A 12005-nucleotide genomic window follows, 5' to 3' on the forward strand; every position below is an offset into this window, starting at 1 on the left:
AGCCGCAAAAGCCAAAATCCAGCCCGATCAGACAAAACCAATCCGATAAATGTCATCAAAATCGAAAAGGGCGCGACTTTTGCAGCGGCCTGTTAGAGGGGAGTTTGGTGCGGTCGAGAAGACTCGAACTTCCACGGGTTGCCCCACAGCGACCTCAACGCTGCGCGTCTACCAATTCCGCCACGACCGCACGTGGTAGGAGCCGGAACCGTCCGGCCCGGGGCCTGTAGCAAATCGTTTCCGGCGAAACAAGTGCGCCGTGCGGAATATTCGCTAATGCGTGTCGCCCAAAAGTGCGTGGCGGTTTTGCAAGAACGACATGCATCAGATAAAGGCGCTGCCACTAGGGTCCACAGCCTCGCCGCGAGCTGGCGGAACTGGACGTTTTTGTCGATTGCCGCCATATGAAGGGCAATTGCATGTCGCCCGAAGCCGTTGACGGATTTTTGGGGCACAATACACATCTGAGCCCGCCTGGATCCGGTTCCGGTCATGGCGCGCCTCAGGAGAGACGCGCCATGACAGAACGCAGCCAGATCGCCACGTCGTTCCTGCCCCTTCCCGGTTCGGCGCCGGTCGAATGGGTGATCGAGCCAGGCCTCACCTCCTATCCCGACGCGCTTGCCTTCATGGAGGCGCGCGCCGAGGCGATCCGCAGCGGTGCCGCCGGCGAGATGGTCTGGCTGGTCGAGCATCCGCCGCTCTATACCGCCGGCACCAGCGCGCGTATCGAGGACCTGATCGAGCCAGACCGTTTCCCGGTCTTTGCCGCCGGCCGCGGCGGCGAATACACCTATCACGGCCCCGGCCAGCGTGTGGCCTATGTGATGCTCGACTTGAAGCGCCGGGGCGAGGATGTCCGCGCCTTCGTCGCCGCGCTCGAGCAATGGATCATCGAAACACTCGCCGCCTTCAACGTGCGCGGCGAGCGGCGCGAGGACCGCGTCGGCGTCTGGGTGGTGCGGCCGGATCGCCCTGCCCTGCCCGACGGCTCGCCCGCCGAGGACAAGATCGCGGCAATAGGCATCAGGCTCAGGCGCTGGGTGAGTTTTCACGGCATCGCCATCAACGTCGAGCCGGAGCTTTCCCATTTCAGCGGCATCGTGCCGTGCGGCGTCTCGGACCACGGCGTCACCAGCCTCGTCGACCTCGGCCTGCCGGTCACCATGGCCGACCTCGACCTTGCGCTGAAATCCGCCTTCGAGGATGTGTTCGGACCGGCCGCCGTCCCGGTCGCCGAACTGGCCCGAAAGGCAGGCTGACACCCTAGGGTGTGCTGAGATTCAGGTCAGGCCGAGTCGGAGTCGAAGACGGGCGCGAAGCGACCAAACAAGTTGGGTTCCGAGAACCGGAGCGGAGCGTACTTAAGTACGTGAGCACCGGCCTACGCCGGCCGTAGCCTCAACTGTGATGCCACTCATGAGTGCTTCGGCCGGCGAAGGCCGGAAGCGCAGGAACCCCAGCGTTTGCAGGCCGGCATCACCTGAATCTCAACACGCCCTACATCAGCTTCGCCGAAGCCCAGAGCACGCCATAGCCATGAATGGAAAAGACCGCGAGCAGCGCGCCGGCCATGGCCAGGCGATCGAAGGCTCGGATCGGCTTCAGCTCATGACGCGGCTTCACGCCGTTTCCCACGGTGAGCAAGCTGAGGATCGAGAACACCGCGCCGGCGATGAGCAGGAAGCTGGGCGGGAAACCGGTACGCCAGCCGAGCGCCAGCAGGGCCGACAGCAGCAGGAAGGAGGCCAGCGCCAGCGCAATCGGCCCCGGGCAGATCTGGCGCAGCACCTGGCCGCCGTCGAACTTCCATACCGGCACCAGATTGGCGATGTTGAACAGTGAGGCGCAGCCGGCAAGCGTCGCCAGCAGCATTGCCGCAAGGCGATGGCCCTCGCTGCCGGCAAGGCCGCTGGCGGCGATCAGGAGAGGCACCAGGAAGGCGGAGAAGCCCGCGCCCATCAGCGCCACGAAGGCGACCTCGAAACGGCTGTCATAGGGCCTGCCGCCCATGGCGATGCCGCCGAGCAGCGGGATGAAGATCATGCGCGCCCGGCGATGCCCCGTCAGCCGGAAGGCTGCCATATGCCCAAGCTCGTGCAACGCCACCACCGAGGTCAGGATGGCGGCCAGCGCCAGCCCGCCGAGGTTCAGCCCGAAGAACGGCCACAGGATGAAGGCCGAAAGCACGGCAAAGCCGATCTGGCTCACCGGATGCTCGAACCAACCGCCCTTGCGATAGGTTCCGGTTCTCGCCCAGACCTGCAGCTTGGCGAGCTCGCGGCGCATGGCGAAGTAGCGGAAGATCAGGAAAGCGACGCCGCGATAACGGTCGGTCTGCCTGAACGTGACCCGCGTCGCGCCGCCTTCGGGCGCGAGTTCGGTGGTTTCGCGATAATCGGCCCAGAACGAAGGATCGAGCGCCGTGTCCTCGATGACGCGCATCGAGAAGCGGCTGCCTTCCACCACATCGTCGAACCGCGCCTTGCGTTCGATCGGCCGGCCATCCCGCCCTTCCCAGGACAGTCTGATCAGCGCCGCCCCCTCGCCGTCCAGCGGTTCGGCTGACAGGATTTCGCCCGACCAGCCGGCGTCGCCGCCGAATGGCCAGAGCGCCTGCCAGAGGCGTTTGCGATCGGCCTCTATCACACGGCTGACCGTAACCGTGCGCGACCCGAGCGGCACAGTCATCAGCAAAAAAATCAGTCCGAGATTTCCGGCCACGAGGGTGACCGTGGCGATGACCGACACTGCCTTTTGCTCCCTTCTTCGGGAAGCAGCCTAGCGGCGGCGCGGCCAAGAAAGACTTAACAATGGGCGGGGCCTTGCCCGTCCCAAACAGAGGGCGGGCCTTTTGCCCACCCGAGGAAGCGGCGGCGAACCGCCTGATCACATGGCGCCAATCCAGATCGCCATGGAAATGAGAAAGGTGCTCATGCAAACCAGCGAGACGACATCCTGAACCAGATCGGCCATAACTCTCTCCTGTTGTTGGTATGTTCGTAATTTGTTCTAATTTTGTTCGAATGTCAACGGATCAGGGAGCGGCGCGCCAGGCGAATCCGGACGGTCCGTTTGAGCACGGTTAAGGAAAGGTTGACGGGCGAAAAACTGCGACGGCCAAATGCCGAAGGCGACCAGACAATCGCAGGCCGGGGTGTACCGAGATTCAGGTCAGGCCGAGTCGAAAATGGTGGTTTCCGAGAACCGGAGCGGAGCGTACTTAAAGTACGTGAGCACCGGAAGCGCAGGAAGCCGCCATTTGCAGGCCGGCCTCATCTGAATCTCGGTACACCCTACAGCGGCACCACCTTGCCCTCGGCCAACGTCACACGTCGGTCCATACGGGCGGCCAGCTCGTGATTGTGGGTGGCGATCAACGCCGCCAGCCCCGACTGCCTGACAAGCGCTTCGAGCGCGTCGAAGACGTAGTGAGCCGTCGCGGGATCGAGATTGCCGGTCGGCTCGTCGGCCAGAAGCACCAGCGGCGCATTGGCGACGGCGCGTGCGATTGCCACGCGCTGCTGCTCGCCGCCGGAAAGCTCCGATGGCCGATGCTGCGCGCGCTTGCCGATCTGCATGTAGTCGAGAAGCTGCGCCGCCCGTTCGGACGCCTCCTTGGCGGGAAGCCCCTTGATCAGCTGCGGCATCATGATGTTTTCGAGTGCGGAAAACTCCGGCAGCAGATGATGGAATTGATAGACGAAGCCGACATCGTTGCGGCGGATCGCGGTGCGTTCATCATCCGAGAGCCGGCCGCAGGCGCGGCCGTTAAGAACGACGTCGCCGGCGTCCGGCCGCTCGAGCAGGCCAGCCGTATGCAGCAGTGTCGACTTGCCGGTGCCAGACGGCGCCACCAGCGCCACCATCTCGCCACGACGAAGCGAGAAGTCGGCGCCGTTCAGGATGGTGAGCTTGCGCGGCCCCTGGACATAATGCCGCTCGACGCCCTTCAGCTCGATAATGGCGTCGGCCATCACTCGTACCTCAAGGCTTCGACCGGATCGAGCCGGGCCGCCCGCCAGGCCGGAAACACCGTCGCCAGGAAGGACAGGGCCAGCGCCATGATGACGACATAGGTGGTCTCGCGCGGATCCATTTTCGCCGGCAGCTGGCTAAGGAAATAGAGCTCGGGATTGAACAGGATCCTGCCTGTCATCCAGGAGAAGAACTGGCGGATCGATTCGATGTTGAGGCAGATGACGACTCCGAGCAGCACGCCGGCGATGGTGCCGGTGACGCCGATCGCGGCCCCGGTCATCAGGAAGATGCGCAGGATTGCGCCGCGCGACGCGCCCATGGTGCGCAGGATGGCGATGTCGTGGCCCTTGTCCTTCACCAGCATGATGAGGCCGGAAATGATATTGAGCGCCGCCACCAGCACGATCAGCGTCAGGATCATGAACATGACGTTGCGCTCGACCTGCAGCGCCGAGAAGAAGGTTTCGTTGCGCTGGCGCCAGTCGACGAGATCGACCGGCCGTTGTGCCGCCTGCTCGACCAGCGGCTTCAGCGCATCGACATTGTCGGGATTGTCGACATAGATCTCGATGGTCTGCGCCCGCCCGTCCATGTTGAAATAGAGCTGCGCCTCGGAAAACGGCATGTAGACGATCGAGCTGTCATATTCCGACATGCCGACCTCGAAGATCGCCGCCACCTTGTAGCCCTTCATGCGCGGCGTCGTGCCGAGCGGAGTGACATCGCCTTCGGGCGAGATCAGCGTGATGGTGTCGCCGAGGACGAGGCCGAGATTCTCGGCCATGCGCTTGCCGATCGCCACGCCCTCGCCGGCATCGAAGCCGTCAAGCGTTCCCTGCTTGATGTTGCTGGAGACGATTGCGATCTTGGCAAGGTCCTCGCCGCGGATGCCGCGCACCAGCGCGCCGGTTCCGCCGCCGACATTGCCTTGCGCCAGCACCTGGCCGTCGATCAGCGGTATGGCGTATTTGACGCCGGCAACGCCATTGATGCGGCTCGCTACCTGCGCATAGTCCTCCAGCGGCGAATCCAGCGGCTGCGCGATGAGATGGCCGTTGACGCCGAGGATGCGGGTCAGCAGCTCGGCGCGAAAACCGTTCATCACCGCCATGACGACGATCAGCGTCGCGACGCCCAGCATGATGCCGAGGAAGGAGATCGAGGCGATCACCGAGATCACCGTCTCCTTGCGCCGCGAACGCAGGTAGCGCCACGCCACCATGCGCTCGAAGCCTGAAAAGGCGCCCGCCGGCGATCTGGCCGCTGCCGCCGCTTCGCTCATCAGGCGATACCCAAGCGTTTCCTGGCCTCCGCGATCGGCAGCGTCTCGCGTTCGCCCGACTTGCGGTTCTTGATCTCGACCTCGCCGGCGGCAACGCCCCGCGGTCCGACGATCACCTGCCAGGGCAGGCCGATCAGGTCAGCGGTGGCGAACTTGCCGCCCGGCCGCTGGTCGGTGTCGTCATAGAGCACGTCCTTGCCGGCTGAACTCAGCGCCGCGTAGAGCTCGTCGCAGACGCGGTCGCACTCGGCGTCGCCCACCTTCATGTTGATCAAGCCGACATCGAACGGCGCCACTGCTTCCGGCCAGATGATGCCGTTCTCGTCATGGCTGGCCTCGATGATCGCCGCGACCAGCCGCGACGGGCCGATGCCGTAGGAGCCGCCCGAGGCGAAATGGTCCTTGCCGTCGGGCCCGGTCACCTTGGCGCCCATCGGCTTCGAATACTTCTCGCCGAAATGGAAGATGTGGCCGACCTCGATGCCGCGCGCCGAGAGCCTGTCGCCTTCAGCGACATTCGCCCAGGCCGCTTCGTCATGCATCTCGTCGGTGGCGGCGTAAGGCGTCGTCCATTTCTTCACGATGCCGCCGATCTCGCCATCGTTGGAAAAGTTCGTGTCCGCGCCGGGCACGTCGAGCGACAGATAGGCGCGGTCGCAGAACACCTGGCTCTCGCCGGTTTCGGCCAGGATGATGAACTCATGGCTGAGGTCGCCGCCGATCGGGCCGGTGTCGGCGCGCATCGGGATGGCCTGCAGGCCCATGCGCGTGAACGTCCTGAGATAGGAGACGAACATGCGGTTGTAGGCGGCTCTCGCGCCTTCGAAATCGAGGTCGAAGGAGTAAGCGTCCTTCATCAGGAATTCTCGGCTGCGCATGACGCCGAAGCGGGGGCGCACCTCGTCGCGGAACTTCCACTGGATGTGGTAGAGGTTGAGCGGCAGGTCCTTGTAGGATTTGACGTAGGCGCGGAAGATCTCGGTGACCATTTCCTCGTTGGTCGGGCCGTAGAGCATGTCGCGGTCCTGGCGATCCTTGATGCGCAGCATCTCCTTGCCGTAGTCGTTGTAACGGCCGCTCTCGCGCCAGAGGTCCGCCGACTGGATGGTCGGCATCAGGATTTCCAGCGCGCCTGCCCGGTTCTGCTCCTCGCGGATGATCTGGCAGACCTTGTCCAGCACGCGCTTGCCGAGCGGCAGCCAGGAGAAGCTGCCCTGCCCCTGCTGGCGGATCATGCCGGCGCGCAGCATCAGCCGGTGCGAGACGATTTCGGCCTCGCGAGGGTTTTCTTTGAGAATGGGCAGGAAGTAGCGCGACAAACGCATGGACTGGTCCGTGACTGAAAAATGGCGGCGCGGGAATCGGCGCAACCGAGGCTGCTTGCCCGGGCTTCATAGCCATTTCATGACCGAATGGAAACCCGAGCGCCCCAAAGTATCGGGGCCTTCTGCACCTTACCAAAAACGCCGTTTTTGATCACAAAGTGCCGCATCCGGCTTTTTGATCGATTCACAAGCAAGCCCTGCCGCACTATTGTGCAGTGCAGCACGATATTGCCCGTTTGAAGGCAAAATTCTTCGTGACATTTTCACCTGCCTTGGTCTAGTGTGCGCCGATAACCGAGAGGGCGGAGAAAAATCTGCTCTCCTACGCGGTCAAAGTCTTGGGAGGATGCGATCTAGGCGCGGTAACTCGCTGCCGCCGGACACCGGAAACGGATCGGACGCGTTTAAATTGCAAGGCCTCGTGCCTTGCATTTTTTTTGTGCAATCATCTGCTTAGCACGACAAGCTGCCAAACGGCATTACGCTGCGTCGGCCGTTGAAATCGGAAGCCGGGTTCCGATTTCAACCACCGCGCGTGGCTGCTGCTTAATACTTGCAGAAACCTCGCCAGGGACTTTAGTTTTAGATTTAGTGGCCGTCGATATGACTAAAGTCCGGTACGATGTGCGGAATGTCGTCGAAGCCGAGGCCGAGCCCCCTCGTCAGGCCGTAGAAAATACCGATCACGATGGCGGTGACGATGGTCGTGCGGATCGCCGCGCGCAGCATATGCGGCCCGCGTGGCGCGCTCGAAACCGTTCCCAGCGTCACGTCCTTGTCCTCGTCCTGCGTGCGCAGGCTGAACGGCAGCACGGCAAACAGCACCAGCCACCAGGTGACGAAGAACAGCGCTATAAACGAAACCCAGTTCATGCCTGCTCCAGTTCGACCAGCGTGCCGAAGAAGTCCTTGGGGTGCAGGAACAGCACCGGCTTGCCGTGCGCGCCGATCTTTGGATTGCCGTCGCCGAGCACGCGCGCGCCGCTCGCCTTCAGATGATCGCGCGCGGCGAGGATATCGTCGACCTCGTAGCAGACGTGATGCATGCCGCCCGACGGATTCTTCTCCAGGAAGGCGGCGATCGGCGAGGCATCGCCCAGCGGCTCCAGCAGCTCGATCTTGGTGTTGCCGACATCGACGAACACCACCGTCACGCCATGTTCCGGCAGCGCCCGCGGTTCGCTCAACCGCGCGCCCAGCGTATCGCGATAGGCCACGGTCGCCGCCGCCAGATCCGGCACGGCAAGCGCGACATGGTTCAGGCGTCCAAGCATGTCATTTTCCTCAAGGCAGTAGGCAATAGGCAGTAGGCATTAGGGAAGAACAAAGTGGGCGAGTTACAAAGCCATCACCTTTCCCTACTGCCTACCTCCTACTCCCTCATCTGGTGACGAATACAGTCACCAGCGGCTTCTTGCCCCAGGCTTCGTTGGCGGCGCCACGCACGGCACGGCGTACGGCCTCCTGCACCAGGTCGAGGTCTTTTCGGCGCTGGCGGGGGATCGAGTCCACCGCGCCGATTGCCGCATCGAGCATCAGGTCTTCCAGCGTCTCGCCGCTGGCATCCGCCTCGGCGACGCCGATCGCCACCAGGTCGGGGTCGCCGGCAAGCTCGTATTTGTCGTCGAGCACGACATTGACCGCGACATGGCCGGCGAAGGACAGCTTGCGCCGGTCGCGTATTCCCATCGCCTGGTCGGTGCCGATCAGAAAGCCGTCCTTGTAGAGACGGCCGAACGGCACCTGGTCGATGATCGTGGCGGGACCGGGCCAGAGCCTCAGCATGTCGCCGTCGCGCACCTGCGCCACCTGCCCGATGCCCGACATCGACATAAGCGAACCCTGCGCCACCAGATGCGCCGCCTCGCCATGCACCGGCACGCCGATTTGCGGCCGCACCCACTGATACATCTTGCGCAATTCGCTGCGGCGCGGATGGCCGGAGACATGCACCAGCGCGTCGCCGTCCTCGATGATCTTCATGCCGAGGTCGATCAGCCGGTTCTTGATCTCGAGGATCGCCTTTTCGTTGCCGGGAATGGTGCGCGAGGAAAACACGACCGTGTCGCCGGCCGTCAGCGCCACCGACTTCATCTCGTCGCGCGACAGCTTCGCCAATGCTGCCAGCGGCTCGCCCTGACTGCCGGTGCAGATGATCACCAGGTTTTCCCGTGGGATGAAGCCGTAATCCTCTTCGGTGATGAATTCCGGCAACCCGTCCATATAGCCGAGCTCGCCCGCGACATCGATGACGCGCTTCAGCGAGCGGCCGAGCACCAGGCATTGGCGGCCCGCATCGCGCGCCGCCCTGGCGATCGAGACGATGCGCCCGACATTGGAGGAAAACGTGGTGACCGCGACCCGGCCCTTGGCGTTCTCGATGACGCCCTTGAGGCCCTCGCCGACCGCCACTTCCGAGGGCGAGTCCCCTTCCCTCAGCGCATTGGTGGAATCGCAGACCAGCGCCAGCACGCCCTTGTCGCCATAGGCGCGGAAGCGCGCCTCGTCGGTCTTCGGCCCGATCGTCGGCGCCGGGTCGATCTTCCAGTCGCCAGTGTGGATCACCGTGCCGGCCGCCGTGGTGATCGCCAGCGACATCGGCTCGGGGATCGAGTGCGCGACCGGGATGGCCTCGATCTCGAACGGCCCGATGGTGAACTTCTCGCCCGCCCGATAGATCGACGCCGGGATCTTCGGCGCGCCCTGCTCGCCCTGCCGCTTGGCCTCGAGCAGGCCGGCTGTGAACGGCGTCATCCAGACCGGCACCTTGAGCCTCGGCCAGATGTCGAGCAGCGCCCCGTAATGGTCCTCATGCGCGTGGGTGATGACGATGCCGCGCAAACCGTCGATATTCTCCTCGATGAAGCGCGTGTCGGGCAGGATGAGATCGACGCCCGGATGCGCGGTGTCGGGAAAGGTGACGCCGACATCGACGACGATCCACTCGCGCGCGTTTGCCGGCCCGTAGCCGTAGAGGGCGAAGTTCATGCCGATCTCGCCGACACCGCCGAGCGGCGCGAACACAAGTTCGGCGTTTTCTCTATCCGCCATGAATTCTTTCCTTCCTGGCCGGTCAGGCCAAGCCGTTAGAGCAATTCCAGGAAAAGTGTGTCACCGTTCTCCGTCCGGAATAGCGCAAAAACAAAACTATATCCGCGCCGACGCGACCGCGCCGAAATGCACGTCGCCGGCCGCGATCGTCAAAACAGATCCGTCATCGTCGCGGATCACGAAACGGCAGTCCTCGTCAATGGTCTCGAAGACGCCGCGCACCACATTGCCGTCAATTCTGACAGCAACCTCGCCGCCGAGCCCGGCCGCGCGCGCCAGCCAGCGCTTCCTGATTGCGGTGAGCCCGCGACCGTCATCCCACAATCTGAAATTCTCGCTCCAGGCATCCGAAAGCGCCAGGAACAGCGTCTCGGCATCGCAACTGGCACCCAGTGCCTTGAGCGATGTCGCCGGATACGGCAAATCCTGCGGGTAAGCCACGACATTGACGCCGATGCCGACAGCGACGGCAAAGCGGCCGCCTTCGAGCATCGCCGATTCCAGCAAGATGCCGGCAAGCTTGGCGCCGGAGGCAAGAACGTCGTTCGGCCATTTCAGCTCGAAGCGGTTACGGCCTTCGCTGCCGCCGTCCAAGCCGACGGCAATCCGCCCTTTCGGGACTATGGCGTCGAGCGCGTCCGCCAGGGCGAGCCCGGCGACGAAGCTGAGCGTCGCGGCGAGCCGTAGCTCGCCGCCAGGAACCAGGAGCAGCGTTGCCGCCAGGTTGCCTTCAGGCGTCGCCCAGGCGCGGCCACGCCGCCCGCGCCCGCTTTCCTGCTTCTTCGAGACCACCCAGAGTTTCCCCGGATCGCCGGCCCGCGCATGCTCCAGCGCCAGCGCGTTGGTCGAGCCGACGCTGTCATGGGCCTCGAGCCGGAACCCTTCCGAAGCCGCGGTTGGAGCCAGCCGAAATGCCATCCGGTCAGAAGAAGGTTTTTGCGGCGGCTTCGGCATAGCTGCCGATCGGGCCGCCGATCAGCACGTAGAACAGCACGAAGGCGCCGCTGACGCCGAGCACGAGGCGCAACTCGCTCGCCATCGGCACAAAGCCGCCGACAGGTTCGTCGAACCACATGATCTTGATGATGCGCAGGTAATAATAGGCGCCCACCACCGAAGCCAGCACGCCGATGATCGCCAGCGCATAGAGATGCGCGTTGATGGCGGCGAGGAACACGTACCACTTCCCCCAGAAGCCCGCGAGCGGCGGAATGCCGGCCAGCGAGAACATCAGGATGGTGAGGATGGTGGCCATGATCGGGTTGGTCGAGGCAAGGCCGGCGAGGTCGCCGATCTGTTCGACATTGCCTTCCTTGCGCCGCATGGCGAGGATGAAGGCGAAGGTGCCGAGCGTCATCACCAGATAGATCAGCATGTAGATCGCGACGCCGCGCACGCCGGCCTGGCTGTTCGCGGCAAGGCCGACCAGTGCGTATCCCATATGGCCGATCGAGGAATAGGCCATCAGGCGCTTGATGTTGGTCTGGCCGATGGCCGCGAAGGCGCCGAGCGCCATCGAGGCGATCGAGATGAAGACGACGATCTGCTGCCAGTCGGCGGCGATCGGCTTGAAGGCGCCCATGGTGACGCGCACGATCAGCGCCATCGCCGCCATTTTCGGCGCCGCCGCCAGGAAGGCGGTGATCGGCGTCGGCGCGCCTTCGTAGACGTCCGGCGTCCACATGTGGAACGGCACGGCCGAGATTTTGAAGGCAAGCCCGGCGAGCACGAAGACCAGGCCGAAGACGAGGCCGAGCTGGCGCTCGCCGCCGCCCAGTGCCGTCGCGATCTCGTGGAAACCGGTATTGCCGGTGTAACCGTAGACTAGGCTGATGCCGTAAAGCAGCATGCCCGACGACAGCGCGCCGAGGACGAAATACTTCAGGCCCGCTTCGGTCGAGCGGAGATTGTCGCGATTGATCGCCGCCAGCACATAGATCGCCAGCGACTGCAGCTCGAGCCCGAGATAGAGCCCGATCATGCCGTTGGCCGAGATCATCAGCATCATCCCGAGCGTGCAGAGCACGATCAGCACCGGATATTCGAACTTGTCGAAATGCTCCTGCCTGGCGAAGCGCATCGACATGACGAGCGTCACCGCCGAGCCGATCAGCGCCAGCATCTTCATGAAGCGGCCGAAGGAATCCTGAACGAAGGCGCTGCCATAGGCGGTCCCTTGGCCAGCGGAGAAGGCCAGCCACAGGCCGGCGATCACAAGCACCGCGACCGCGAGGCCGGTTACCGTCATGGTGTTGTTGGAGCGCGAATAGGCGCCAACCATCAAAAGCGCCAGCGCGCCGATAGCGAGGATCAGCTCCGGTGTCGAGAGCGAAAGGCTGGAGAGAAGGTCCGGCGTCATGGTATTT

Annotated in this window: 10 protein-coding genes and 1 tRNA gene; 1 reads left to right on the forward strand and 10 read right to left on the reverse strand. The window is 63.8% G+C overall.

Annotation, left to right across the window (positions count from 1 at the left end):
* Positions 1-105 precede the first annotated feature (105 nt).
* Positions 106-190, reverse strand: a tRNA-Leu gene (locus tag ABID26_RS14745).
* A 328-nt stretch (positions 191-518) separates the two neighbouring features.
* Here ABID26_RS14745 and lipB point away from each other — a divergent pair.
* Positions 519-1262: a lipoyl(octanoyl) transferase LipB gene (lipB, locus tag ABID26_RS14750; RefSeq protein WP_354415908.1), complete on the forward strand. Its 744-nt coding sequence runs from the start codon at positions 519-521 to the stop codon at positions 1260-1262.
* A gap of 238 nt (positions 1263-1500) precedes the next feature.
* Here lipB and ABID26_RS14755 read toward each other — a convergent pair whose 3' ends face one another.
* From ABID26_RS14755 to nuoN, 9 genes are all read right to left on the reverse strand, one after another.
* A complete protein-coding gene (locus ABID26_RS14755) occupies positions 1501-2751 on the reverse strand; it encodes an SRPBCC family protein (protein ID WP_354415909.1) in 1251 nt (416 codons plus the stop codon).
* Between the two features lie 545 nt (positions 2752-3296).
* On the reverse strand, positions 3297-3977 hold the full coding sequence (locus tag ABID26_RS14760) for an ABC transporter ATP-binding protein (protein WP_126099560.1): 681 nt from the start codon (positions 3975-3977) through the stop codon (positions 3297-3299).
* The gene (locus ABID26_RS14765; RefSeq protein WP_292304668.1) at positions 3977-5263 is read right to left on the reverse strand and encodes a lipoprotein-releasing ABC transporter permease subunit; all 1287 of its coding nucleotides are present in this window, start codon (positions 5261-5263) and stop codon (positions 3977-3979) included. Before ABID26_RS14765 ends, ABID26_RS14760 begins: the two co-directional genes overlap by 1 nt.
* Positions 5263-6588 carry a proline--tRNA ligase gene (gene proS / locus ABID26_RS14770; RefSeq protein ID WP_126099558.1) on the reverse strand — a complete coding sequence of 442 codons (1326 nt, stop codon included), beginning with the start codon at positions 6586-6588 and terminating at the stop codon, positions 5263-5265. The genes ABID26_RS14765 and proS overlap by 1 nt, the downstream gene beginning before the upstream one ends.
* Positions 6589-7176: 588 nt before the next feature.
* On the reverse strand, positions 7177-7461 hold the full coding sequence (locus tag ABID26_RS14775) for a DUF1467 family protein (protein WP_126099557.1): 285 nt from the start codon (positions 7459-7461) through the stop codon (positions 7177-7179).
* Positions 7458-7862 (reverse strand): methylmalonyl-CoA epimerase, encoded by a 405-nt coding sequence (mce, locus tag ABID26_RS14780; RefSeq protein WP_354415910.1) that lies wholly within the window; start codon positions 7860-7862, stop codon positions 7458-7460. The genes ABID26_RS14775 and mce overlap by 4 nt, the downstream gene beginning before the upstream one ends.
* Before the next feature lie 106 nt (positions 7863-7968).
* Complete coding sequence (locus ABID26_RS14785) at positions 7969-9639, reverse strand: ribonuclease J (protein WP_354415911.1); 1671 nt, start codon at positions 9637-9639, stop codon at positions 7969-7971.
* Positions 9640-9735: 96 nt separating this feature from the next.
* The gene (locus ABID26_RS14790) at positions 9736-10557 is read right to left on the reverse strand and encodes a biotin--[acetyl-CoA-carboxylase] ligase (RefSeq protein WP_126099554.1); all 822 of its coding nucleotides are present in this window, start codon (positions 10555-10557) and stop codon (positions 9736-9738) included.
* Between the two features lie 4 nt (positions 10558-10561).
* A complete protein-coding gene (gene nuoN, locus ABID26_RS14795; RefSeq protein ID WP_126099553.1) occupies positions 10562-11998 on the reverse strand; it encodes an NADH-quinone oxidoreductase subunit NuoN in 1437 nt (478 codons plus the stop codon).
* Positions 11999-12005 lie beyond the last annotated feature (7 nt).

This window comes from Mesorhizobium shonense (assembly GCF_040545255.1).
GTDB classification, from domain to species: domain Bacteria; phylum Pseudomonadota; class Alphaproteobacteria; order Rhizobiales; family Rhizobiaceae; genus Mesorhizobium; species Mesorhizobium shonense.

Coding starts and splice junctions, on each gene's coding strand:
- ABID26_RS14765 (WP_292304668.1), bottom strand. CDS start 5,263: ATGAGCGAAGCGGCGGCAGCGGCCAGATCGCCGGCGGGCGCCTTTTCA.
- ABID26_RS14790 (WP_126099554.1), bottom strand. CDS start 10,557: ATGGCATTTCGGCTGGCTCCAACCGCGGCTTCGGAAGGGTTCCGGCTC.
- ABID26_RS14775 (WP_126099557.1), bottom strand. CDS start 7,461: ATGAACTGGGTTTCGTTTATAGCGCTGTTCTTCGTCACCTGGTGGCTG.
- ABID26_RS14785 (WP_354415911.1), bottom strand. CDS start 9,639: ATGGCGGATAGAGAAAACGCCGAACTTGTGTTCGCGCCGCTCGGCGGT.
- nuoN (WP_126099553.1), bottom strand. CDS start 11,998: ATGACGCCGGACCTTCTCTCCAGCCTTTCGCTCTCGACACCGGAGCTG.
- proS (WP_126099558.1), bottom strand. CDS start 6,588: ATGCGTTTGTCGCGCTACTTCCTGCCCATTCTCAAAGAAAACCCTCGC.
- mce (WP_354415910.1), bottom strand. CDS start 7,862: ATGCTTGGACGCCTGAACCATGTCGCGCTTGCCGTGCCGGATCTGGCG.
- ABID26_RS14760 (WP_126099560.1), bottom strand. CDS start 3,977: ATGGCCGACGCCATTATCGAGCTGAAGGGCGTCGAGCGGCATTATGTC.
- lipB (WP_354415908.1), top strand. CDS start 519: ATGACAGAACGCAGCCAGATCGCCACGTCGTTCCTGCCCCTTCCCGGT.